We start from the raw sequence: 25582 nt of genomic DNA, 5'->3' as shown, positions 1-25582 counted from the left end.
AAATGACGCTAATGAAAGCCCATTTTTAACCTTATATTAACAGCATAGATAACTATGCAGAAAACACCCAAAAAAAAGGGCCAAAAGGCCCTTTTTTATGCGTAGCTATGCAAAAATAATTTATGCATCAGGGTCATTCTTATTCCACCACAAGAACCTAGCTAAGGCAGGCAGTACAATTATTGCACCGAGCATGTTCACAACGAACATAAACGTTAGCAATATACCCATATCCATTTGGAACTTAAGTGAAGAGAACACCCAGGTACTAACGCCTATTGCCAACGTGATGCCGGTAAATAGCACAGCACTTCCACGTTCTTTTAGGGCTGCGAAATACGCTTCCTGAACGGTGGCGCCTTTCTTCAACATTAAGCTCTTGGTCGATAGTATATAAATACCATAGTCCACACCGATACCCACGCCTAGTGCGATAACCGGTAACGTAGAGACGGTGAGACCAATTTGAAGGTATGTCATTAGCGCTTGAGCTAATACAGACACTACATAAAGCGGTATTACAACGACTAACGTGGCACGAACAGAGCGGAAGCTTATCAGACAAAGTGCAATTACAGCACCAAACACATACAGCATCATAGGATCTTGTGCTGCACTAACAGCTTCGTTAGTTGCGGCCATTACGCCAACCGGTCCTGAAGCAAGACTGAATTTCATATCATCGGTTTCATACTCATCGCGATATGCTTTAACTGCATCGACAACTCGAGATATGGTTTCTGCTTTGTGGTCTTCCATAAACAGGATAATTGGCATGACCGAGCAGTCGCCGTTAAGTAAACCTGACGACGTTGGAACGCGAGAAATTGCCTGCACCAATGTTTGCTGGTTACGAGGGAGTACCTGCCATTTAACATTGCCTTCGTTGTAACCTGCGTTAACAATTTTTGCAACAGATGCCAACGAAACCGCCGATTGAACGCCTTGAACATTTTCCATTTTCCACTGGAAATCGTCCATGGCCTTCATCACGCTGTGTGACGTACAAGCTTCTGGCGTGGTTTCAACCAAAATAGAAATGTAATCTACTGTTACTTCGTACTTATCGGTAATCAGAAAAGTGTCCTGATTGTAGCGTGACGTTTCATGAAGCGCAGGTGCACCCGCATGTAAATCCCCTATCTTCATGTTTTGCGCTTGGAAATGCCCAAGTACAAACAAAATAGTGGTAACAGTTAAGATTAATGCTGCTGGCTTTTTACGCGAACATGCCGCAATCACTTCCCAGAATTTAGAGTTTGCGTTTTCTTTACCCGCGAACTTTTCGACATACTTCTGATCCAGCTTTAAGAAGCTCATCAAAACAGGTAGCAGCAAAAGGTTTGTCAGAATAATAACCGCCACACCCATACTTGCCGTTATCGCTAACTCGCGAATAATGCCGATATCGATAACCAGCAACGTCATGAAACCCACGGTATCCGATAACAGGGCAATTCCGCCCGGTACGAGTAGGTTTCTGAAGGCCGCCATAGAGGCTCGTTTTGCACCAATACCGGTTACTGCTTGTTTTTCTACCGCGTTAATCATTTGTACGCCGTGGCTCACACCAATGGCAAATACCAAAAATGGCACCAGTATTGACATAGGGTCCATACCAAAGCCAATTGAAGTAAGCAGGCCTAGCTGCCAGATAACGGCAATGATTGAGCATACTAATGGCAATAACGTAAGCATGATGCTGCGTGAGAAGAAGTACACCATTACTGCAGTGATCGCGATTGCGATGGCAAAGAATAGCAGTACGTCTTTAGCTCCATCGGCCACATCACCAATCATTTTTGCAAAGCCGATTATATGAATGGACGTGTTTTCGTTTTCATACTGACCACGAAGCTGCTTTTCTAGCTCCGCTGCCAGAGCAAGTGTGTTAAGCGGCTCCCCTGTTTGTGGGTCAATATCGAGTAACTGTGCGGTTACCATAGCACAGCTGTAATCACTGGAAACTTGTCGGCCTACAATGTTTGCCTTTTCTACGTTTGCAGCAACTAATTCCAGTGCTTCAGGGCTAGACGAATTAAAGTCTGCGGGAATGACTGGACCGCCAGCAAAACCGCCTTCAACGATTTCTGTAAAGCGCGTTGAAGGCGAGAAAAGTGAGATAACTAATGAGCGGTTCACACCATTAATAAAGAAAAGCTGGTCGTGAACATTTTTCAACGTATCAAAGAAGTTTTGATTGTAAATATTGTCGTTCTTATCACAGACAGAAACCAATATGTTATTGGCCCCACCAAAATCTTGGCGGTGCTCAATATAGGTTTTCATGTATTCATGATTAAGCGGAATATTTTTCTCAAAACCTGCGTCCAAGCGCATCTGTGAGGCTTGGTAACCTAGAAATACCGTTGCAATAGCGAAAAGCGCTACCACAATTTTACGGTTTCCAAACACTAATTTTTCTAGAAAATGGGTCATTGTTTTTATACTGCCCTATTTTAAATTCAACGTTTTAATGCCATTCGCGGAAACAGCAATGCTTATACCATTGAACTGTGTGGCGTTTAAAAGCGCTGCTTTATCTTTTATCTGTGATACCTCGATGCCTTCATCAGCTTCGCAGTCCGATGGATTGGCATAAGGGTCCCGCATACTGGTAGGAAGTGGACGCTGTGCGCTTACCATCATACCGTTGTTGCCTAATGCATAGATCTTTGACTCTGAGCCAACGAGAATTGAGTTAAGCGTGCTGGTTGAACAAGTTTGAACGTACTCCCATTCCCCTTGGTTTCTATTCACGAAAATGTTACCGCGAAGCCCTACCGCTAACACCGTACTTTCATCTAACGGTTTGATATCGAAAAATGACCCAGTATAGTCAACGTAATAACGCTCCCAAGACTCCCCCATGTTAGTACTTTTTGCTAACAAACCCGCTTCACCCGCCATGTAAAGCGTATCACCGTCAAGGGTCACACGGTTTAAGTGAGGCAGAATGGACTCTAACTCTTGTTGATAAAAATCTTCGTCTTCCTTGCGAATTTCTTCGAGGTATTCTTGGTCCATTGGGTCAAGAAGACTGGCGTGTCTTTCTGCAGTCCACGTTTTTCCACCGTCTAGCGTTCGATAAAACAGGCCATAGGCACCAGTGGCTATACCTTGCTTTTCGTCAAAAAATAATACATCTAAAAACGGGCGTTGAAGGTCGGGTTGATAATTTTGAATTTCCCAAGTTTCGCCCTTGTCTGAAGAATGAAGAATGACAGCGTCGTGACCTACTGCCCAAATATTCTCACCTACAACAGTAGTAGCAGTAAGCGTTGATTGAGTAGGCACGAGTTTCTGATGAAAACTCTTGCCATCTTCCGATAATAAAACGTGACCGCGTTCACCGACAATAACGACAAATGAATTAGCGTCTATGTCCAAAAGAACTGATTGCTCAACCAATGGTGCCATGAATGCTTCTTCGGCAAGTGCAGTTGAAGAGTAGGTAACTGCGAAAGTGGCGGCAATGCACGCTGCAATGGTTTTTTTCATAATTAACCATTCCCCCTATTTATAATTGTCTGCATACAAAAACGGTTGGCATTTGCCAACCGTTTGTTGTGTAAGGCGATTAGCGCATACCTTCTCGTCGTAACGCTTGAGGCGTGAATTCCACGTCTCTAGGGCGTACGGTGAAGTCATACATCTCTTCTTCGTTGTCTAAGCCAATGGCCAAGTAACGTCGAGAGTTTAAGTCGTAATACGCGTCAAGCGTCGACCATTGTGTTGGTACTTCATAATAGTTCACACCATAAGCTACACCAACGCGATACAGTTCGCCACGATTATCATACATATCAGCAACTTGAATTTGCCAGCTATCTTCATCGATGAAGAATACGCGTTTTTGATAAATATGTCGGAACCCTTCTTTTAGCGTCGCTTCAACTACCCAAACACGGTGCTTTTCCCAGCGTGTTAAATCTGGATTAACGTGATTTGGCTTCAAAATATCCTCATATGAGGCATTATCTGAATGAAGTGCATAGTTGTTATAGGCAACAAACATTTCCTGCTTGCCAACAAGTTTCCAGTCATAACGGTTTGGAGAACCGTTAAACATATCAAAATCATCGGTAGTACGAAGACCGTCGGCTGCTGTTCCTGGCGTGTCATACGCGATATTTGGCGCGAGACGAACACGACGCTGTCCAGTGTTGTAAGTCCATGCTTTACGCGGCTCTTTGACCTGATCTACTGTTTCATGAACAAGTAGTGCAGTTCCCGCCAAGCGAGCGGGCTTAGTCACCTTTTGCTTAAACATGAACAAAATGTTGTCTTCTGTTAGCTTCTCCGGTGTAGCATCTTCTTCTGCGTACTTAATTAATAACTGCTCGTCAAAACCAATAACGTTGTAGTCACCGCCGGTAGTAACCGCCGCTTGGCCACCGTTGCGCTGAACCGCTTCGCCACGATAGCGAAGGATGTGGTTCCAAATTGCCTCAAGACCGTTTTGAGGGATTGGGAAAGGAATACCCAAAACCGCGCCTTTAATACCATTACCGTCATCTAGCAGTTCGGCGCGTGTCGCATTTACCTTAGTAGCATCATAAATCGCTTGTGGATTTGACGCAGAACGGCGTGTTGGGTAAACCGGCATGCGGAACGTTTCAGGGTACGCTTCAAATAGCTTCTTCTGACCTTCTGATAAAAATTCTGCGTACTCTTTGTAGTTTTGAGCCGTAATTTCAAACAGCACTTTATCATCTGGATATGGATCAGGGTGATGGTCACCCACGGTATAACCTGAAGGTGCAGTAGTAATACCGCCAGTCCATGCTGGAATACTGCCGTCTGCATTTCCCGCTTTAACCGCACCTAATGGTGTTAAATCATTACCCAGTTTGTTTGCGTCTGCTTCAGACACTTTAGCCATCGCGCTTGCACCAGACAAGGCTAGTGACAAGGCTGCAGCGATAATTCCTACTTTTCTAATCATAAAAACCACTCTTAGATTGCGTATTTGATGTTAAATGAAATGAAGTCTCTGTCAGATAGCGCATTGGTTGTACCAATACCACCCCAGAATGCACTGTAAGACGCCGTTGCAGACCATTTGCTTAAATAGTCAAACGTGAAAGAAAGTGCAGCAGACTTAACATCTTCTGTGAAAAGGAATAATGGATCCGGCGTTGTGCCTTCAACATCGTGCGAGAAGGTACCGCGAACGCGAAGGTTCATACCCGCGAATATTGAATTGTAATCAGCAACAGCTAACAAACGGTAACCCCATGCGTCGTCTGTTGCAAACGGGTTAGTTTCAGGGCCATCCGAAAGGCCAACGTGTAATCCTTCACGAGCATTGCCGTTGATTGGTTCTAAAGACGGTGTTCGTGCTGTGCCCGGTGCATTTAAACGAATTACGTCTGGGTCTGGCATATCAACAACGTTCACATAACCTACTTCACCTAGAAGCACAAAGTTATCAGAGCCGAACTTAGGACCAAATACGTGTGATGCAGTAAACTGCATTTGCCATGTATCAGAGAATAGGAAACCTTCTGCAGTTTCACCTGGTCCTACAGCGCGACCAATGTTGTTTAGCTGTGATATACCTGCTAAATCAGGACGTAGGCCAGCATTCGCAAGCTGCTCTGGCATACCCATGTAGAGCAATTCAACATCATCGATTTGAAGCGGCTCATCTACACGGTAAGCAAATTCACCCGCAAGAGCCGTAGTACCGATGTTAGTGTTAAAGCTCATACCATAAAGTTTGATATCTTCTGGGTAGTAGAACTCTGACTGAGTAAATGCACCCAGTTCAGTGATGTTGTCGCGAGTAACGGTATTAGACGCTAGGAACGCGAGATCCGCGCCAATTCCTTCAGCAGTAAAATCGGATGTCTTACCTGAAATAAGCGGGCGTTGGCTGTGGTAATTGATGTGATAGAAACTAAACTCTGTTTCATTCAAATTTTCAGCAAACCACGTCAAGCGTAAACCGTATTGACCCTGATCGTCCGCGTCATTGTGCGCTTCGTCAGAAAAACCGCGGATAGCCACTTTGGTTGGATAAGCAAGGTAGGCTTGCGAAATGTCAGCTGGATTAGCGCCAGAGCGAAGCAAATCGCCATATCCGTTTAACGCAGTGAGAAGGTGATCTAAGTCGATGTCTGGGTTACCACTGAAACCAAGCTGGATATTTTGGCGTTGACCGCCCTCACCCGCAAAATCGTTACCGGCAAAGTAGCTACCAGATACTGGAAGCCAGCTGCGTTCCCACTCGTATTGATAGTAACCAGAAATACTAACAGTATCTGTTAAACCTAATGACGCGTATACCATACCTACAGGAAGGAATACTTCTTTCAGTTCTGCGCCTGGTGCGCGTGCACGGGTAACGTCTACAGGGTTAGTAGTGTTAATACCATGCTGAATGAAAGTACTTTCACCCCAGCTGATTACCTGACGACCTACGCGAAGTGTAAGCGGCTTGTCACCAATCCACCAATCGCCGTAGAAAAATGCATCGTATAAACGTACATCGGTACAAAGTAGGTCTTCTGCTTCAGGATCTTGGCACAGGTCGTATTGGTTGCCCGTAATCGGGTTAGAATATGGGCGATCGCCGTCCATTTGCTCGAAGTCGTAGAACCAGAAGCCACGGGCGAAGAAACCATAGTCACCAAAATTAACGTCTAATTCATGGCTTCCTGAAATTTGCGTTGCAAATGCGTCACCTGGATCGTGCGCAAGGTTACCCAAATCACCGTTAGTTGAGTAACCGCCATCTGCCAGCGCCCACACGTCGGCACTTGGGTATATAGGGTTGAAAGCTGCGTGATAACCGCTCCAGTCGAATTGAGGCTGGTTACTGTTACCAATAAGGTCGTAATCTCGTGCCTCTGTTCGAATACTTGTAGCCAATGTAAATGTTGAATCTAAAGAAATACTTACATCACCCACTTGCCAGTTTGCAGCATGTACTGGTACTGCAGCAGCACCTAGCAGTGAGAGAACTCCCGCTGCTACCGGTGATATTTTAAAAGCGCTAGGCCCGTTTTTCATATTTTTATACTCCCAAGTCGATGTGACTTAATACGTGACATCATGACCAACCATAACGATTAACAAAATCATTACATCATTTTGCCATAACCGCAAGAACTAATCCTACCAGTTAACAAAATTTACAACATTAGTCGTATCAAATAGTTATTGCTTTATTGTGAGTATAAAAGGCATTTATAAAGTTGCAGAGAAATTGTACAAATTAATTGGAAATGCGGTGTTTAAGTTATTTTGGACTAGATAAAGGAAATTTCGGAACTTTATCTAACCTACTTCGATAGGTAAGCAAGTTATGAGATATTCTTATACTAAGAAATATTATCTGTAGGTCTGAAGAAGAAAAAGGCTCTACCCGAGCCTCTCAAAGGATTTAATTTTTTTGTTGGTATCAATAATCATCCTAAAACGACCTTTAATACCATCAGACGTAACAAATTGCCTGAGCCGGTTGGTCGGTACTTGGACGCTTAGGCCTGATTCACTCACCATGACCACATCTGGCATAGATGGAACATAAAGCACCTCACATTGCTTGTAAGGTGCATTTATTGAAAAGTAAAAAACCGAGTCAGTTTGGCTAATGGTTGTCATAAGCAAGGCTTTTACTTACTTTCTCAAACAAATCTTTACTTAAACCTTTGTGATTAAGCAAACGGCCAAGCTGTTGCTTCATATGAACTTGGTGTTCACTTGCATAGCCCTGCCATTGCGTCAGTGGCGTTACAATACGGGCTGCAACCTGTGGGTTGACCGCATCGAGCTTAAGTAAGTAATCGGTGACGAACTTATAGCCACTGCCATCCACTGCGTGGAACTTTTCGCTGTTATAGAAAGCAAAGCTACCAATCACCGAACGAACGCGATTTGGGTTACTCATCGCAAACTGCGGATGCTCACACAACATAGTGATAGTGGCAAAGATGTCGTCTCTATTTTGTGTAGCGTGAAGTGCGAACCATTTGTCCAAAACAAGCGGGTCGTGATTCCACGTTTCTTCAAATTGAGCCATTAAGCTATCGAAAGTGGAAGCGCTACAGTGCTGTGCGCTTCTTAGCGCTCCTAGTGTGTCAGTCATATTGTCAGCGGAGTCAAACTGAGAAACTACAATGTGCTCATGCTGTGGTAACCGAGCTAAGTGTGCAAGCACGACGTTTTTGCAGCGACGTTCGTTGATAGCGCTTTGTGTATAGCTATAAGCTTTCTGTTCTATGCTGTTGAAAATATCTAACAATTCTTTCTCTAAGCCACGTGCAAACTGGTCGCAAAACGCTTTTCGCGCTTTCGACAGTGCGGAAACGTTTATGTTGCTTCGGCTTTGGCACAGAGTCTCAAACGAAGGTATGACTAAACATTCACCTAGCAGCTCAAGGTTGTTTTGCTCTTGGGCAATAGCTTGCTTGATACCGTTCCAGATTTCATTGCTAATACCAGACTCCGGCGATTCCTCTAATTGCTTCACACAGCGGTCATACAACGTTTGCATTGCATCCCAACGATTAAATGGATCCTTCGCATGCTTAAATATAGTAAGTAAAGACTCTGTCCCCAATGGGTTTTCTACTTTCGCTGGCGCTGAGAAATTACCCAATACTACAGGTGTTAAATTAGTAGTTTTGGCTTCTACAGTAAAACGCATAGAGTCATCTTTTAAAATGACCATGCCGTTTTTAATGAGCGACTCGTTATCTGTGTAGCTTTTCCCCTCATCATCAATAATCTCGATATTTACAGGAATATACAGAGGAAGCTTTTCTTTCTGATCAGAGGTTGCAGGTGTGTGCTGCGACAATGTAAAGCTATGTTTTACAATGCCATCATCATTAACCTCAGTGCTGTGAGCGACAGAAATCACTGGCGTACCAGATTGACTATACCAGCGGGTAAACTGGGTTAAATCTATATCAGTAGCAGACTGCATTGCTGAAATGAAGTCATCACAGGTGACTGCCTGACCGTCGTGTCTTCTAAAGTACTCGTCCATACCACGTCTGAAGCCATCAGGCCCCAATAATGTGTGGAACATGCGAATAACTTCAGCGCCTTTGTCATAAACCGTCACCGTGTAGAAGTTGTTCATTTCGATGACTTCTTCTGGACGAATTGGGTGACTCATTGCACTCGCATCTTCTGCAAACTGGTGCTCTCGCATAACACGAACGTGCTTTATACGATTACTTAACGCCGAAGTCATATCAGCGCTGAACTGTTGGTCTCTAAATACAGTAAGCCCCTCTTTTAGGCTTAGCTGGAACCAATCGCGACAAGTAACCCGGTTGCCGGTCCAGTTGTGGAAGTACTCGTGCGCGATAACCGACTCAACATTGAAAAAGTCATCGTCGGTGGCACTTTTTTGGTCGGCTAATACAAACTTACTGTTAAATACATTTAAGCCCTTGTTTTCCATCGCTCCCATATTGAAGAAATCGACGGCAACAATCATATAGATATCTAAGTCGTACTCTAACCCGAACACATCTTCGTCCCACTTCATCGCCCGCTTTAGCGATTCTAGTGCGAAAATACCTTGAGACTTTTTGCCTTTATCAACATAAAGTTCTAGCGCAACCTCTTTACCGCTAGTGGTGGTATAGCTATCGGTAAGTAAATCGAAGTCACCGGCAACTAGAGCAAAAAGGTAGCAAGGTTTTGGATGTGGATCGTGCCATTTAACAAAATGCGTATTTTCGTCAACTTCGCCCTTGTCTACTGGGTTGCCATTGGCCAAAAGCATCGGTACTGACTTGTCGGCAACTACCGTCACTGTGTAGACCGACAAAACATCCGGGCGGTCCATGAAGTACGTAATGCGACGAAACCCTTCCGCTTCACACTGTGTACAATAGGCACCACCTGATAAATACAAGCCTTCCAGCGCTTTGTTGTGCTCAGGGGCAATGGTATTGGTAATTTCTAAGACGAACTCATCAAGTTCAGTAACTACGCTTAAAGCGCTATCTGTTACCGTGTATTCATTATCAGATAGGTACGTACCGTTAATAGAAATAGAATCTAGCGATAAATTATCGCCATCAAGTACTAAAGGAGTATCGTGCACGCCATTACGAGTGACGGACAACGTGCTGATAACTTTGGTTTGTGTTGGGTGTAGCGTTATATGTAGGTCAACTGTCGCTATTGAAAAAGCGGGCGGCTGGTAATCCGCCCGGCGTTTAGCTTGAACTGACATAGATCCTCCTGGAAGAAAGCCTACGTGGGTTTAATTGGAACTCTGCGTTAAACCGACTCTTTGCTGTTTACTTCAACATGCGGTGGCGTAATACGTAAAATCTTAATACCTAAATACGCATAAATAACAGCAAGGATCGGGTTGATTACGTTGAAGAATGCATAGAATACGTAATCAAATGGATTGACTAATAAAACACTGTGCATGTAAGCACCACAGGTGTTCCAAGGAATAAGTGGAGACGTAAGTGTGCCGCCGTCTTCAAGGCTTCGAGAAAGATTCAATTGGTCTAAACCACGCTTTTTGAATTCTTCTTTGTACATACGGCCTGGCATCACGATTGAAATATACTGATCTGCAGTAACCAGGTTGGTACCAAAACAAGTAAGAATGGTTCTGCTCACCATATCCCCTGCGGATTTTGCACCAATTAATATCGCAGAAACTGCACGCTTTAATAGGCCAACACGCTCTAATACGGCACCAAACGACATTGCACAGATGATCAACCAAATGGTATTTAACATAGAAGACATGCCACCACGAGAAAGTAAGCTATTTAAGTTCTCGTCAGGTGTTGAGAAGCTTACGCCATCGAATAGCGCAGTCCAAACTACCTTCAACGCGCCTACATTCACCGAGTCGTCACCACTTGCCATAGAAGTAACCACATCCCACTGGAAAACTACTGCCCAAACACCACCTAACAAAGCACCGATAAAAACAGCTGGAAACGCAGGCATCTTTTTAATCGCTAAGGTGAGCAAAACGACAAGGGGAATTAGCAAATGCCAACCCAAGTCAAAAGATTCATTTAACAGAAGCTGCATTTGCTCAATGCGTTCTGCTTTGGCTTCACCCACTTCACTAAAGCCTAGTACCGTAAATAGAATAAGCGCAATAACAAAGCTAGGAATCGTCGTCCAAAGCATGTAACGAATGTGGTCAAATAAATCCGTGCCCGCAACGGCAGGCGCTAAGTTTGTTGTTTCAGATAAGGGCGAAATTTTATCGCCAAAGTACGCACCTGAAACTACTGCGCCGGCGGTTATGGCTGCCGACATTTCCATGCCAGCAGAAACCCCCATTAGCGCTACACCCACAGTCGCCGCGGTAGTCCAAGAACTACCTATACTCATTGCAACAACCGCACAAATCAGACAAGCGGCAGCATAGAAAAACGAGGGGTTAAGCAACTCTAAACCGAAATAGATAAGCGTAGGCACGGTTCCAGCTAGCATCCATGTGCCAATAAGAGAACCTACCGCCAACAGAATTAAGCAGGCACCTAAAGACATAGAGATACCGTCTACAATGCCCTTTTCGATAGTTTTCCAGGTGTAGCCATTTTTCATTCCAATGATAGCAGCTAAGCCCATCGCTAAAAGAAGTGCAATTTGGTTTGGACCGTAAGAAGAGTTATTGGCAAACAAATAAACTGCGCTTCCCATCATTATGACTAACGCAAGAATAGGAAGCATTGCATCGAGAAGTGACGGCGTTTTTATTTCTTTATTCGTCATTGTCGTTTTTTAAAACCTTATTATTGTATTTGTAACGCGTTAAGCGTGCTGTCCGCTTTTTACCAGAATGCTTTAGAAAACTGAGCGGTAGAACATAAGCGCAATGATAACGGGACACACAAAGCGTACGTACCAAGGCCAAATTTTCCAGAAAATGCTGTGTTCAGCAAACTGATCACCTTGTTTAAGTTCATCGAGTATTGCATCTCTGCGCCACACCCAACCCGCGAAAATACACAAGGCGAGTCCTAGCAACGGTTGGCTATACTCGGTAGTTAATGCGATAACAAAGCCAAACAAGGTTTCAAAATTTAAAATGATGATGCAGCTTAATACAAAGATGACCGATGCCATCAATAGCACGGCTTTTTTACGTTGAAGACCTTTACTTTCTACCATAAACGCAACGGGAACTTCCAACATTGAAATTGAAGACGTGACGGCAGCAATCGCCATAAGCGCGAAAAAGGTAAAAGCAACGAAAAGACCTACGCTACCAATGGTATCAAACAGTGCTGGTAGCACTTTAAATATCAGCGTATCGCCTTGGATTAACGCGCCTTCCGGTGTGAAGATTTCAACGCCGTTGTTTAATGCAACGTACATGGCCGGGATAATAAGCATACCCGCAATAACCGCAACACCGATATCGACAAGCGCTACCGACGCACCAATGCTAGGTAGATTTTCATTTTTACTTAGGTATGAACCATAAACCAGCATAGTACCTACACCTAAAGACATTGAGAAAAAGGCTTGTCCCATGGCGTTTATTAATAAGTCTGGGTCTAAAACGCGAGAGAAGTCAGGTACTAAATATGCTGACCAACCTTCTACGGCACCAGGCTGTAGGCTCACATAAACAATCAATGCAAGTATGAGAATAACCAATGTAGGCATCAAACGCACTGACCACTTCTCAATGCCGGACTTTACACCACCGACAACGATAAATGCAGTTAAACCCATGAATAAGAAGCAGAAAATAATGTTACGCGTAACTGATGAAGTGAGTAGCCAGTCGCTAGCGCTCGTAAATCCCACCATGCTAACGGCAGCATCGGCGAAATAAACCAGCATCCATCCGCCGACAATGGCGTAGAATGCAAGGATAAGTGACACGGTAACACAGCCCCAAATGCCCGTTAGCCTTCCCACGAAATTGCCCGATATTTTACCTAAAGCGTCAACCATATTTGAACGTGAACTACGTCCGATTATCAGTTCTGCCATAAGTACGGGATAAGCGAGTACAAAAGCCAGCAGTAAGTATACGAGAACAAATGCTGCGCCACCGTTACTTGCTACCTTTGTAGGAAAGCCCCAAATATTACCTAGTCCTACTGCCGAGCCTGCCGCTGCTAGCACGAACCCTATTCGAGAGGAAAATTCGCCTCTGATAGCCATGTTATTTCCCTTTATTATTGTTTTAATAATTTATAGACACAAAAAAAGGGCTGGCCCTAGACCAGCCCTTTTTCCTAATCACTTAATTTCTTGTGATAGCGTAACGGCCTGTTTCGATCATATCGAATGTAATATTGGCTGCCTCGTCCAAGAATGGATCTAATTCTTCCATATCTTCAGGTAGATCGTCCAATGTTGTGACAGTTTCCATTCCCAATCGCTGTAAACGTTCGTTAGCACGAGCAAGCGACTTCTCTTCCGCCTCTTTCTTCTCGCCTTCACGTACAGATTTAACTAATGAGATGAAGTTCTTGTCTTTATTTTCCTTATATTCCTTTATGTCGTCTTGGATATAAGAAAACTCAGGATCTTGTAAAATACGTTTGTTGTGTTTCGCTGTTAAAACGTCAAGCGCAGCAGTGTCGTCTGCAAACGTTGTATAGTTAGCGCGATTGATACTGTCCCATGGCAACGCATTTTCCGCTTGGCTTTCTCCCCACTCAGCTGGTTCAACCGCCGATGGATAAAGAATGTCGGGAATAACGCCTTTATGCTGTGTGCTGCCGCCGTCAATGCGATAGAACTTGGCGATAGTAAACTGGACACTCCCTAATGGGTTATCGTAAAGGTCATAAATTTTACCTAAACCGCGATGCTGTTGCACTGTCCCTTTCCCGAAGGTTTGTTCACCTACGATGAGAGCACGGTTGTAGTCTTGCATCGCTGCCGCAAAAATCTCTGAAGCAGACGCGCTATATCTGTCAACTAATACGGTTAACGGGCCATCATACGCGACTTCGCCGTCTGTATCACGGTTAACGCTAATTTTGCTTTGACCGTATCGAATCTGAACCACGGGGCCTTTTTCGATAAATAAGCCAGTCAGTAACGTTGCTTCGGTTAGAGAACCACCGCCATTACCGCGCAAGTCTACAATAACGCCTTTAACATTTTGCGCTTTCAAGCTCTCTATTTCTTTAGCAACATCCATACTAAGGTTGTTGTAAAAACTTGGAATGGTGATTACACCTAAAGGCTCACCTGCGTGAGGGCCAGTCTCTGGCACATATACTTCCGATTTGGCTGCGCGATCTTCTAACTTAATTTTATCGCGAGTAAGGCTAACTACCGACGTGGTTTTCGCGTCCGTGGCTCCTTTTTCAACCTGTAGACGAACAGTACTTCCTTTCGGGCCTTTAATTAACTCGACCACTTCGTCCAATCGCCAACCAATCACATCAACGAACTCTTCGTCGTCTTGTGCTACGCCAACAATTTTATCTTCTGGTTTTATTGCGCCAGACTCGTCTGCTGGACCGCCAGGTACAACGCTTTTAATTACAGTGTAATCATCTTCACTTTGTAATACCGCACCAATACCTTCAAACGACAAGTTCATGTCCATTTGAAAGCGTTCAGCGTTACGCGGAGATAAGTAACTGGTGTGAGCTTCGATAGTACGTGCGAATGCGTTCATTGCAGTTTGAAAAACGTCTTCGCTCTTTGCTTGCTTAGTGCGCTTAATCGCTCGCGTATAGCGTTTAGTAAGAAGCTCTTTCGCCTCTTCCCATGTTTTGTCTGCAAGTATTAGATTCAACGCGTCGTATTTAACGCGTTGACGCCAAATTTCATCCAGCTCAGCTTTATTAACAGGCCATTCAGCATCTTCTCTGTCGTAAAAGAACTTATCGCCTTCTTTTTCAAAGTCGAACGGGCCTTTCTCTAACAGCGCAAGTGCAAACTCATAGCGCTCAATACGTCGTTTTGCGCTTACGTTGTACATATCATAGGCAACAGAGAGGTTGCCTTTACTCAGCGCATCATCAAACAATGTGCGGTATTTCTCAAAACCCACAACATCAGACAGCAATAACACTTGTTTATTGTGATCTAATGAATCGATGAATCGCTGGTAAACTCTAGCTGAGAGTGCATCATCCAACGAAATTTCCTTGTAGTGCGCCCTGGTAAAGAGTGCGCTTACTCGCTTAGCTGCAACACTGTGTTGAGATTCCTGCTGTAAAATAGGAAGCTCGTCTACCTCAGGTGTTGACGTAACTGCGCCTGCTCCTACCCCAACGGTAAGAAAAGCACTGGCGATGGAAATTCGAAGGATGTCTCTCATATTTTACGACCTCTTGGAGCGTGCCAAACGTAAAGCGTCTGCGTTTACTTTAACTACCATGCCTGAGTCTAATTGGACGTGAATGCCATCTTTAGCTACTTCGGTAATTACTGCAGGCATAGGTGTTTTACCTAATTTAACGGTAACTTGCGTACCTTGCTGTAAATCGCTATCTGTCAATTTCGCAGGTGGTGTATTGTTTGGTCTGTTATTTTTCGGTTTAGTTCCGCGCTTAGTATCAGCATGGTCCGAATTTGCAGATTTTTCACCTTTTGGACGATTAAATTGACGTTTATCTTTTCGCTTAGGCTGCTGAGCTAGCTTAGCTTTGCGCTTTTCAGCTGCTTTTGCTTTGCTTTCTTCTAACTGCTGCTGCGCATGATCAGCGTGTTCTTTTTCAATTGCATCGCCTTCAACGCCGTCTAAATCTACACGATTTGCACCTTCTTTGATGCTATGAAGATAGCGCCAGCTGTTGGTGTAATGTCGTAGTGTAGAACGAAGTAAGGTTTTGCTAACGCGTTCCTCTTCTTCTAAACGTGTGGCAAGATCTTGAAAAATACCGATCTTAAGTGGGCGGGCCTCGCCTTCAATGCTAAAACATTTCGGAAAGGTCTCTGCAAGGAAAGCTATCACTTCCTTACTGTTGGTAAACTTCTCTGGTGATTCCATTAACTTTCTAAATTATTCAAGAGATTTCATCGTTACTTGCATCATCCCAAGTTGCCAGCGTGTGGTCAACCCAATCAAGCAATTCGTCGTCATCTATTTCTAATAAATGCTTATCTTGTTGCCAAGATTCCCATGCGTAGTGCAAAATTTGCTCTAAACGCTGTGTTTCAATATCTTCTTCTGCATTGTCGTACACCGCATGTAAGATAAAATTTAAACGTTCAGATGCCTCATCTGGGTCATCATGAAAGTCTTCCATATCCTCATACGTCGATAAAACAACGTGAATATCAACACTGGATTTCATAATTATTTCTGCGAATCCATAAGAATTTGAGCAATTTCAACGAGCCCTTTTTCGTCTTCTTCGGTAAAGCGTTCAAAAACAGGGCTGTCGATATCAAGTACACCAACCAGCACATCGTTTAGTACTAGTGGAACAACAATCTCAGAGTTTGACGCAGCATCACAGGCAATGTGTCCTTCGAACTGATGAACGTCTGCTATACGCTGAACAGTTCTGGTACTTGCACTCGTTCCGCAAACGCCTTTTCCAAGTGGAATGCGGATACATGCTGGTTGCCCCTGAAATGGACCGAGTACCAACTGTTCTTCTTTATATAGATAAAAACCTGCCCAATTCACCTCTTCGAGGCTATTGAAAAGCAGCGCACTTATATTTGCCATGTTAGCGATGAGATCGTGCTCGCCAGATACCAAGCTCTTAGCTTGGCTAATTAACTGGCCATACTGTTGTTCTTTCAATCGTATTTCCTGCTATTGAACAATGTTAAAAGACACATTAACCCGCGCTTCTACACGCTCTTGTCCTGGTAGCGACATAGACATGTCTTTGGCAAAAGCCTCTGCGCGCATTACTGGAATCGGCATATTGCCACCAGATTCTGAGATTGCAACAACTTCGCCTACTTCTATATCCAATTCTTTCGCTAATAACTGTGCACGTTGCTTTGCGTCTTTCACAGCAGCGATAAGCGCCTTCTGATAAGCATCGCCTTCACCTATAGAAATGAAATTAAACTGTTGGATACGATCGACACCTCTTTTAAGCACACCATCAAGTACTTTGTCGTAAGTATCGAGGTCAGTCGAAGTTACAGTGATATCACGAGAAAGCGTAAAGCCTTCTTGCACACGCCCTTGGGGGGTATTGATGTAGCGAGGCTGCAGACGTACCTGCATACTCTGAATATGCTTTTCCTCTACGCCTTCACTAAGTAAAAATTTAACAATGGAACGTAAATCTGAGTCGAGCTGGTTATTTAGCTTTCCTACGGTATTTCCTTCTTCCTCAACAACGAGTGTGACTGAATAAGCGTTTGGTGTCACTTCTACCGCTCCTACGCCTTGCACATTTATAACCGCTTCTTGTGCGGCCTGTGCAGAAACCATAGGTGCAGATAAGGCAATAAATGATGAAGCCAACAGTGCTTTTCTAATTACACCTTTAGCAATTGAATAAGAATTAGTACGCGTGATCATTTTCATAGTGATTCCTTTTTATGGTGCCTTTCAACTACGTTACCGAAAGGATAAATGTTTAAAACTGAATAGTTTATGAATATACGCAACGAGGGAAATCTTAGCACTGAACTGAGACTAGAAGAGATATAACTTCGCCGAGATGTGCTGTTAATGAGGCAAGACCCAAAAATGGATAACTATTACTAGTCAACTTGATGTAGAACCACTGTACCTGCAGTAAGACGCTGCGTTTACGAACATTTTAAATCTCGCTGAGTGGGTAATGCCTATGCGGACTGGTATCAAAGCGCGATGTTAAATTGGTTTTATATGCTAAATGGTTAAAAGCCAACCGTTCAGCTAAGCATCTCGCTGAACGTGTTGACTGAAAAGATTAAAAAGGCCCTAGGCTTTTTACTTAAGCACAGTGCGCAACGCAGCAAGGCAGTGATCGACATTACGGGGTTTACATGCGTATCCCATAAGACCAATTCGCCATACTTTACCGGCATGATCGCCTAAACCGGCGCCGATTTCTAAATTGAAATCTTCAAGCAACTGCTTGCGAACGGCAGCATCGTCTACGCCGTCTGGAATTTTAACTACATTTAATTGAGGCAAACGATAAGCACTGTCTACCGTTAGCTCTAACCCAAGTTCACTTAGACCCTGCGCAAGTTTTTCATGACCCAATGCATGACGCTGCCACGCATTTTCTAAGCCTTCTTCTTTTAAAATCAGAAGTGCTTCGTACATAGCGTACATACTGTTGACAGGTGCGGTATGGTGGTAGGCACGTTTGGCGCCCTGCCCCCAATAACCAACAATCAAGTTCATGTCTAGAAACCAGCTTTGCACTTTTGTTTTTCGGTTTTGAATAACGTTAACTGCTCTTTCACTAAATGAAACAGGAGAAATACCCGGCACGCAACTCAAACACTTTTGTGAACCTGAATAAATAGCGTCAATGCCCCAACCGTCAACATCTAACTCTATACCTCCAAGAGAGGTAACTGCATCAACAATGCTAAGACAATCATACTTTTTAGCCAGCTCACAAAGCGCTTTGGCTTCATTGCGTACGCCGGTAGATGTTTCAGCATGCACAAAAGCTAGGATCTTAATATCCGGATTGGCTTTAAGGGTGTCTTCTACCACATTGAGGTCAGTTTGCTCGCCCCATGTATTGTTGACAGTAATAGCCTCACCACCACAACGCTCTACGTTTTCGACCATGCGATTGCCAAATACGCCGTTAATACACACGAGTACCTTATCGCCTGGTTCTACAAGATTAACAAAACATGCCTCCATTCCTGCTGAGCCCGGAGCAGAAATAGGCATAGTAAGTGCGTTCTCAGTTTTAAATGCATACTGTAAAAGCTGTTTGGTTTGGTCCATTAACTCAATGAATAATGGATCGAGATGACCCAGGGTGGGTCTCGCCATGGCGTTTAGAATTCTGGGGTTAACATCGGATGGTCCTGGACCCATCAGAGTCCGTTCAGGGGGAATAAAAGTAGAAAATGATTGCATAATCCATCCTCGTATTAATGTAAGAGCCTGTTTTTAGAGTCAGTATCACGCATATTTAGCATGAACGTTGACGTCATACTACAAGGATAATGGCATGGTACAACCGTCTGTTTTCAACATAACTTACATGAATGAAAGTATGTCAATTTATTTAACAAGGGTATACATTAACAACGCTTCATCACGTGGATAAAATGTGTGCAAGATGTGAATATAAAATGTATACCTTTTTTGATCGAAAAGCATCACATCCGACCAGTCTTTAGTCCATTGATTACTAACGTATAAGTTCTACAATTTAATTGACGTTGAGATTGTAAGATAAAATTCACACAAAAATTGTTTATAATTTAAACAAATATATTCTATACTCATTGTCCGTTTAAAAGATTTTATTTAAACTCTCCTGTGTAAAAGTTAGCGCACGGCTCAGCAATGAGCCATTCCCCTAGGCCCGGAACGTTTGTTCTGGGCATTTTTTATGGGGATTCAAAATGTTGCGGCCAGCCTAGTCTCAAATTTCATCTATCAACTGGCTGTAATGATGACTTATATGTTTTGGCGTTATCCACGTAATGTTCAGCGGACGCTTTTAGTTTGGGTTCGATCTTCTCATCAAACGTTCTAATGACTTTACCAGGCGCTCCAACTACTAAACTGTAATCTGGAATTTCCATGTTTTCCGTTATCAAAGCGTTAGCGCCAATGATGCAGTACTTTCCAATTTTTGCACCGTTTAATACGACAGCGTTAATGCCTATCAAGGAATAGTCACCAATCTCGCAGCCGTGAAGCATGACTTTATGTCCTACTGTTACCCCTTCACCTAGCACTAAGGGAATACCTGCATCGGTGTGTAATACGCTGCCATCTTGAATATTCGTATTTTCACCAACGGTTATCTTGTCCATATCGCCGCGTATAACCGCATTGAACCAAACGCTTGAACCCACTTTGAGTTCAACATTACCAATAACATGTGCGCCTGGCGCTATAAACGTACTTTCATCAACCAGCGGTGATGTAGAACCTAATTTGTAACGCATTACCCTCTCCCTATTCGTCTACTTTTCTCATTAATCCTTCTTGCATGGTTGACGCGACAAGTTCACCATTTTGGTTAAATATTTGTCCGCGTACCAAACCTCTAGAGCCTCCGCTAAAAGGACTTTCCATTGCATACAATAACCATTCGTTCATATTGATTGGGCGGTGGAACCACATAGCATGGTCTATCGTTGCGATTCGAAGTGATTTATCGGTTACCGCAACTCCGTGTGGTTGAAGCGACGTGCTGAGAAAATGATAATCTGACGCGTAAGCAAGCGCAGCTTGATGAACAGTCAGTGATGCATTCATTGTGTCTCTTGCTTTTAACCAGATATAACGCGTAGGTTCGCGTTTCGCTGAATGGTAAGAGTTAGCTGCATCTACAGTGCGGATGTCTACAGGCTTATGATAGCTCAACGCTTCTTGCATAGGCCGCGCAATTTTATTGAAGTTGGCTTCATAAAATTCAATGTCAGACTGCACATCTTCAGGCGCAGGCACTTCTGGCATTGTTGGGTTTTGATGCTCCATGCCATCTTGAGGAACTTGAAAAGACGCTGTCATGTAGAAAATATTTCTACCATCCTGAATGGCTTTAACCCGTCTAGCAGAGAAACTTCTGCCATCTCGCACTACTTCAACATCGTAAACTACAGGTTTTTTAGCATCGCCTGGTAATAAAAAATAAGTGTGGAATGAGTGTGCGACTCTACCAGCCTCCACTGTTTCGTATGCAGCTGCTAACGCTTGCCCCAAAACTTGTCCACCAAACAAGGCGCGGAAGCCTAAATCCCAGCTTTGACCTCGATAGATGCCAGCTTCCACTGTTTCGAGTTCAAAAAGTGACGTTAGTTTAATCTCAGACATGTTGTACTTTCTCTTCAATTACTGCTTTTGGGTTTCGCGGGTAATACTTCTCAGGCAATTTTGCTTTATGCTCAAAAAAGCGCGTATCTTTATAGGGTAACTTCATAAACCCTGAAATGCCTAGCCCTTTTATTTTTGGAGTTTGCTGAACGAGCTGCGCTAATAATGCGTGGAAGCGCTCTTCTTGGCTGTGATCAAGCAAGGTGTAATAGTTGTGAATTTTCAAATGCCGCGGTAATGCTTCAAATATAATACAACCAGTGTGATGTATTGTATTAAGTTGAACGATGGTATCGATAATCTCCTGAGGCAGCTTTAATAATTCGTCTGGATCATCGCCATCTTCGAAATATGAGTGAGTACGGCTTTCATCCTTTTGTGCAGAAACCCGTGATAGTTCGTAGGGAATAAACATGGCGCCGGCAGGTTTAAAGTCTTCATCTTCACTTTCGCGTTCAATGTGCAGCGTGTTTTTGGCGTTGAACATACAACATTTGAACACCGCGGGCTTGTGAATAGCTCTTGCTAAATTAATGACATTATTCACTGCTAAATCAAACGCAGTTTTCATTGATTCATCATACAAGTTCAAGCTTGAATCGACATATATACCTTCTGGCTCCCAGCGCACAGCCATACCGCCTACTACAGGGTAACGACCTAGTCTGCTTATTGCAGAAACAAATGCTTTTTCGGTATCCCCCATGCCCTGTAAATAGTTTTTGTAGTAGCGGTCAAATTGCGCATCGTCTATATAACGAAGTTCCTCTACGTCTTTTTCATCTAATGAGTCAGACAGTCTAGCCTGTTGGCGTAGGTAAGATTTTCGAGAGCTGTAAACAACGGTTTCAATATCAGCACGGTTGTGAGTGTGGGCCAGCCATGTAGGGATTAACGGTGTATATTGTGTTGGCTTGTCTTGCGTGAAAACCATATTCTTCAAAACGTGTAGATGATTAAACAGGTAATCTCCGCCCTGTCTTCTCTTTTCAGGATCTTCACTGAGCATGTGTTCAAGGATATTAGCAAGCATTTTGGGAAGGCCAAGGGATGAAGGTGTAATAACCTTGCTTCCATAACGACACGATTGCCCTGATGCCAGTGCATATAATGTACTGGCCAAGCCTTGTTCATCGAAGCGGGGGCTGGAGAGTGCGCCATTAAGCTGCTCCTCGCCAATAAAATAAACATCGCCAAGTCGAGCGTTGGTTTGATGCAGTTCACCCGACATTAAATCCATTACATTGTTACCCACATACTGCCCAGTGATGTCAGTCTGTGCGAAGACTGAAGAGCCCCAATCGATCAATCCAACCGATTCATTTTCGGCATCCCAAACCAAATTCGAGGGTTTTATGTCTCCGTGCACAATGGGTTTAATTTCTCCATTTTCACTGTATTGACGAAAACTGGATAAAAGTTCACCGACCTGAACTGCGATTTTGACGATAATACGGGGCGAAAGTGGGCCTGTTTTCAAGCTGACTTTTTCTAGGTCTTCGCCAGGTGCGCGACCCATAACTAAGATGGATTGTTTTCGTATTTGTTGATATTCAATAAACCGCGGCACAAACTCGTGATTAACGTGAGAAAGCATAAAAGCTTCCTCTTCTAGTCTATCTTGCACATGCTGCGGCAACGTAATTCGTGAAAACTTAAATACCCGTGATTCGCCGCTTGGCGCGTTCCCTGCAAACGCAAACCCAAAGGCTCCTTTCCCTAAAAGCTCGATGTCACTGTACCCCAACCCTTCTAACTGTGAGATACAAAGGTTTACCCAGTCTTTTAACTTTTTCGCATCCGCATGTGATAGCAGATATATCGACTGTTCATCGGGTATATAGAAATGTTTTAGGCCTTTGAGTTGCGACATGTTTTTTACTTCACGCTTTTAGTGACTTATTTGAAACGGATTAATCAGCAACAATACGCTTACCATTGTTAGACTTTACAGTCATTGGTTAATTATCTTCGTTTATCCAGCTAACTTGCGATGTAGCGTGATAACCTGCTTCATTTTCACCTAGCATACCAACAACGCTTTCTAACGCACTTTTTAAATTAGTATCTAGCTGCCAAGGCGGGTTTAAAACGAATACGCCAGAACCATACATTCCAGAATCTGGGGTATTTTCTGCCACCTGTATTTCTGCTTTAAAACAAGGTTTACCCATTGCTGAAAGCTTTTCACACATAGCTTCACTCGCACCACTTTTGGCGCCAGCCCTCTCTGACAATAGTGGATACCACACTACGATTTGTGCCTGCTGCCAGCGTTTAAATACCTGTTCCACACCCTTAACAAGGTCGCTATATTCATTCACGCGCTCATAAGGAGGGTCGATTAAAATAGCACCGCGATTGGGTTTAGGTGGCGTGAGTGCGCGAAGCCCTTCATATCCGTCTCGTTTATGTACGTGGCTATTAAGGGTACGTAAACGGGATACGTTTTTGTCTAGTTTATCGAATTCCGCAGGGTGAAGTTCCATAAGGTGTAAGTTATCACCGTCCCTTTTTGCCTTTGCGCTTATTGCCGGTGAGCCCGGATATTGCCGCTGCGCTAAAAAAGGTTCACACAACGATAAATAGTCGGCCAACAAGCCTGGCAAGTCCTGAGCGCCTTTGTCATCTGAAAGTAAACGGGAAATACCTGTCTCGTACTCTTTATTTTTTGACGACATGGCATCGGTTAGATCGTACGCGCCCGCGCCTGCGTGGGTGTCGAAAAGCGTAAAAGGTTTATCTTTTTTCTTTAATGCGTTTATTACGCCAATCCAACAAAGATGTTTAATGACATCAGCATGGTTTCCCGCATGAAAGGCGTGTTGATAACTAAGCACAAAACCTCAGTAAAATTTTTATTTGTTTATAGTGCTCTATAATAACGCCATCGCGCTTTAAGGTATACAAAACAAAAAAGGCCAACATTTTAATATTGGCCATTTTCATATTTTGCTTACGCCAATCAGGTTACATTAATCCTGATTGAACAACGGTAGTTTACTTAAGATGCATTAACATTTTCTCTGGCTGTGTCAGGTAACTCATCCATAGATTGTTGAATCGCACCATAGTCGCGCCATCGATAATGCGGTGGTCACCAGACCAGTTAACCGCCATGATATTTTGCGCACTAACGTTTCCTTCATCATCAAAACGCGGAAGTTTCTGCGTTTTACCAAGTGCAACAATAGCGGCTTCTGGCTTATTGATTACGGGCGTTGCGGTAATACCGCCTATTGCACCAATATTAGAGATGCTAATCGTACCGCCTCTAAGGTGCTCGCCAGCCACGCGCCCTGCTCTGGCTTGCTCAATAATATCCTGCATTTGAACAGCAATATCTAAAAGCGAGAGGTCTTGTACGCGCTTAATATTGGGTACAAGCAAACCAATTTTAGAGTCAACTGCAAAACCAACATTATGGTCTGCGAAGTAGCTTATCTCAGTGGCGTCCTCGTTAAGCTGACTGTTAATGACAGGGAACTCATTAAGTGCCAATGACATTGCTTTAACGAAAAACGGCATAAAGCTGAGTTTTACGTTTTTCGCTTCAAATTCAGGTTTAAGCAGCTTGCGTAGCGACATTAGGTTGTCCATTACCAACTCGTCACTAACTGTGAAGTGCGGGATAGTATAGACCGAAGCCGACATTTGCTTCGCCATCGCTGCCTGAATACCGCGTACTTTTTCTGTTCTAACGCTGCCTTTAAGCGCAGTGCTTGTGCTATTCGAATCGCCTTTTTCTGCGGTAGGTGAACTTGGGGCAGAAGATGACGTATTTTGAGACGACGTATCAACATTCGAATGTTGTAGATTCAATACGTCAGACTTTAGGATCCGCCCTTTTTTGCCCGAGCCCTTCACCGAAGAAAGGTCGATATTCTTTTCTCTTGCAACACGTCTTACCGCGGGACTAGCCAACACCTTACCTTCTATAGCGATAGGTGGCTCGTATTCGCCATCGCTGAATTTTGAAGGAGCAACTTGCGCTGATTGCTGACTTGAACCGTTTGTTTGCACAGTCACCGAGCTTTGAGATGCAACGCTTGAAGCACTGTTGTTTGCCGATAGTGATTCGTCATCAGTACCGCTAGTCGTTGTGGCTTCGCCGGCAACTTCTAGCGCAAACAATGCACTATGCACTTTCGCTATATCGCCTTGCGCGTAATAAAGGCGATGCACGGTACCTGCGTTTTTAGCGGGGATCTCTACCACTGCCTTGTCGGTCATCACTTCTACAACGGCTTGATCTTCTTCAATTTCATCGCCTTCGGCCACGTTCCACTTCACAATTTCGCACTCGACAATACCTTCACCAATATCTGGCAGAATAAAGTCTTCGATGTGCTTTCCGTTTGAAGCGCTTGAAGAAGCACTGTCATTCGCTGTCGCTGTTTCAGACGCATTTTCTTTTACTTCCGCTTGCGCGTCTTCTTGAGTATCTGAGTTAGTGCCTGCATCATCTGGCGTCATAGAGAACAACGGCGCATGCACTTTAGCAATATCGCCTACCGCGTAATGCAGTTTATTAACCACACCCGCATGCATTGCAGGAATTTGCACGGTAGCCTTGTCGGTCATTACTTCCGCGACAGGTTGGTCTTCCTCTATATGCTCACCTTCAGAAACTAACCATTCCAGAAGTTCACATTCAACTATACCTTCACCAATGTCCGGTAAGATAAATTCAATTGTCATTTCATC

At 43.8% G+C, this 25582-nt stretch carries 19 protein-coding genes; all 19 read right to left on the bottom strand.

Annotated features, from left to right (window positions below):
* Positions 1 to 120 precede the first annotated feature (120 nt).
* On the bottom strand, positions 121 to 2439 hold the full coding sequence (locus ACX5KA_RS04185) for an efflux RND transporter permease subunit (RefSeq protein ID WP_334050657.1): 2319 nt from the start codon (positions 2437 to 2439) through the stop codon (positions 121 to 123).
* 15 nt (positions 2440 to 2454) lie between these two features.
* A complete protein-coding gene (locus ACX5KA_RS04180; RefSeq protein ID WP_039220188.1) occupies positions 2455 to 3501 on the bottom strand; it encodes a WD40/YVTN/BNR-like repeat-containing protein in 1047 nt (348 codons plus the stop codon).
* A gap of 79 nt (positions 3502 to 3580) precedes the next feature.
* A complete protein-coding gene (locus tag ACX5KA_RS04175; RefSeq protein ID WP_321825475.1) occupies positions 3581 to 4948 on the bottom strand; it encodes a DUF1329 domain-containing protein in 1368 nt (455 codons plus the stop codon).
* An 11-nt stretch (positions 4949 to 4959) separates the two neighbouring features.
* The gene (locus tag ACX5KA_RS04170) at positions 4960 to 7020 is read right to left on the bottom strand and encodes a DUF1302 domain-containing protein (protein WP_458730489.1); all 2061 of its coding nucleotides are present in this window, start codon (positions 7018 to 7020) and stop codon (positions 4960 to 4962) included.
* Positions 7021 to 7371: 351 nt separating this feature from the next.
* Positions 7372 to 7614, bottom strand: coding sequence for a DUF2835 family protein (locus tag ACX5KA_RS04165; RefSeq protein WP_039220196.1), 243 nt, complete (start codon positions 7612 to 7614; stop codon positions 7372 to 7374).
* Positions 7601 to 10210, bottom strand: a complete 2610-nt coding sequence (pepN, locus tag ACX5KA_RS04160) for an aminopeptidase N (protein ID WP_458730488.1) — start codon at positions 10208 to 10210, stop codon at positions 7601 to 7603. The genes ACX5KA_RS04165 and pepN overlap by 14 nt, the downstream gene beginning before the upstream one ends.
* A 47-nt stretch (positions 10211 to 10257) precedes the next feature.
* The gene (nhaC, locus tag ACX5KA_RS04155) at positions 10258 to 11733 is read right to left on the bottom strand and encodes a Na+/H+ antiporter NhaC (RefSeq protein ID WP_458730487.1); all 1476 of its coding nucleotides are present in this window, start codon (positions 11731 to 11733) and stop codon (positions 10258 to 10260) included.
* Positions 11734 to 11805: 72 nt separating this feature from the next.
* The gene (locus ACX5KA_RS04150; protein WP_014949544.1) at positions 11806 to 13140 is read right to left on the bottom strand and encodes a sodium-dependent transporter; all 1335 of its coding nucleotides are present in this window, start codon (positions 13138 to 13140) and stop codon (positions 11806 to 11808) included.
* A gap of 82 nt (positions 13141 to 13222) precedes the next feature.
* Positions 13223 to 15265 carry a carboxy terminal-processing peptidase gene (prc, locus tag ACX5KA_RS04145; RefSeq protein WP_039220205.1) on the bottom strand — a complete coding sequence of 681 codons (2043 nt, stop codon included), beginning with the start codon at positions 15263 to 15265 and terminating at the stop codon, positions 13223 to 13225.
* A gap of 3 nt (positions 15266 to 15268) precedes the next feature.
* Complete coding sequence (gene proQ / locus ACX5KA_RS04140) at positions 15269 to 15937, bottom strand: RNA chaperone ProQ (RefSeq protein WP_039220208.1); 669 nt, start codon at positions 15935 to 15937, stop codon at positions 15269 to 15271.
* A gap of 16 nt (positions 15938 to 15953) precedes the next feature.
* Positions 15954 to 16244 (bottom strand): hypothetical protein, encoded by a 291-nt coding sequence (locus ACX5KA_RS04135; protein WP_014949541.1) that lies wholly within the window; start codon positions 16242 to 16244, stop codon positions 15954 to 15956.
* 2 nt (positions 16245 to 16246) lie between these two features.
* A complete protein-coding gene (locus tag ACX5KA_RS04130) occupies positions 16247 to 16702 on the bottom strand; it encodes a GAF domain-containing protein (protein WP_458730486.1) in 456 nt (151 codons plus the stop codon).
* 12 nt (positions 16703 to 16714) lie between these two features.
* Positions 16715 to 17446, bottom strand: a complete 732-nt coding sequence (locus tag ACX5KA_RS04125; RefSeq protein ID WP_458730485.1) for an SIMPL domain-containing protein — start codon at positions 17444 to 17446, stop codon at positions 16715 to 16717.
* Between the two features lie 390 nt (positions 17447 to 17836).
* Positions 17837 to 18958, bottom strand: coding sequence for a pyridoxal-phosphate-dependent aminotransferase family protein (locus tag ACX5KA_RS04120; RefSeq protein WP_039220215.1), 1122 nt, complete (start codon positions 18956 to 18958; stop codon positions 17837 to 17839).
* A 521-nt stretch (positions 18959 to 19479) separates the two neighbouring features.
* Positions 19480 to 20004, bottom strand: a complete 525-nt coding sequence (locus ACX5KA_RS04115; RefSeq protein WP_039220216.1) for a gamma carbonic anhydrase family protein — start codon at positions 20002 to 20004, stop codon at positions 19480 to 19482.
* A gap of 10 nt (positions 20005 to 20014) precedes the next feature.
* Entirely contained in the window at positions 20015 to 20875 is an 861-nt protein-coding gene (gene tesB / locus ACX5KA_RS04110) for an acyl-CoA thioesterase II (RefSeq protein WP_039220218.1), read from the bottom strand.
* Positions 20868 to 22748 carry a protein kinase domain-containing protein gene (locus tag ACX5KA_RS04105; RefSeq protein WP_458730484.1) on the bottom strand — a complete coding sequence of 627 codons (1881 nt, stop codon included), beginning with the start codon at positions 22746 to 22748 and terminating at the stop codon, positions 20868 to 20870. Before ACX5KA_RS04105 ends, tesB begins: the two co-directional genes overlap by 8 nt.
* Positions 22749 to 22836: 88 nt before the next feature.
* Positions 22837 to 23715 (bottom strand): 23S rRNA (adenine(2030)-N(6))-methyltransferase RlmJ, encoded by an 879-nt coding sequence (locus ACX5KA_RS04100; RefSeq protein WP_039220224.1) that lies wholly within the window; start codon positions 23713 to 23715, stop codon positions 22837 to 22839.
* Positions 23716 to 23875: 160 nt separating this feature from the next.
* A complete protein-coding gene (locus ACX5KA_RS04095; RefSeq protein WP_039220226.1) occupies positions 23876 to 25576 on the bottom strand; it encodes a dihydrolipoyllysine-residue acetyltransferase in 1701 nt (566 codons plus the stop codon).
* Positions 25577 to 25582: the final 6 nt, after the last annotated feature.

Source organism: Alteromonas alvinellae (genome assembly GCF_902705805.1).
Note: the sequence above shows the minus strand (reverse complement) of the source record. Positions and strands in the feature narration are given on the sequence as shown.